Below are 287 nucleotides of genomic sequence, written 5' to 3'. Positions count from 1 at the left end.
CTAACGTTTTGTTTAACCTGATCTTATCCGAGCCGAGGACAGCGTAGGCAAAACAGGTTCCAGTTTTCGCTCGCGTGGCGTCTCAGTTCGGGATCATAGCCCAGCTTGCCTGCTGCGATAGGTAGATGTCTGAGATGTCGACTGAGGAAGGCCACCTCAAGGATACCGTCATCCGCCTCTCGGAAGCGACAGCGGGTGACTTCTTCGCGCTTTTGAAGCCACGGGTGATGGCACTTGCCGTGTTCACCGCTTTCGTCGGCCTGATGGTGGCGCCGGGCGCGATGAAC

The 287-nt window shown here is 57.1% G+C and carries 1 pseudogene; it reads left to right on the top strand.

What is annotated here, in order from left to right:
• Positions 1-134: 134 nt before the first annotated feature.
• Positions 135-287 (top strand): annotated as a pseudogene (locus EN804_RS38550) (protoheme IX farnesyltransferase); the annotation flags it as partial.

It is taken from the genome of Mesorhizobium sp. M8A.F.Ca.ET.161.01.1.1 (genome assembly GCF_004792105.1).
Lineage (GTDB): Bacteria > Pseudomonadota > Alphaproteobacteria > Rhizobiales > Rhizobiaceae > Mesorhizobium.
This window is presented reverse-complemented; position numbering and strand designations above follow the sequence as displayed.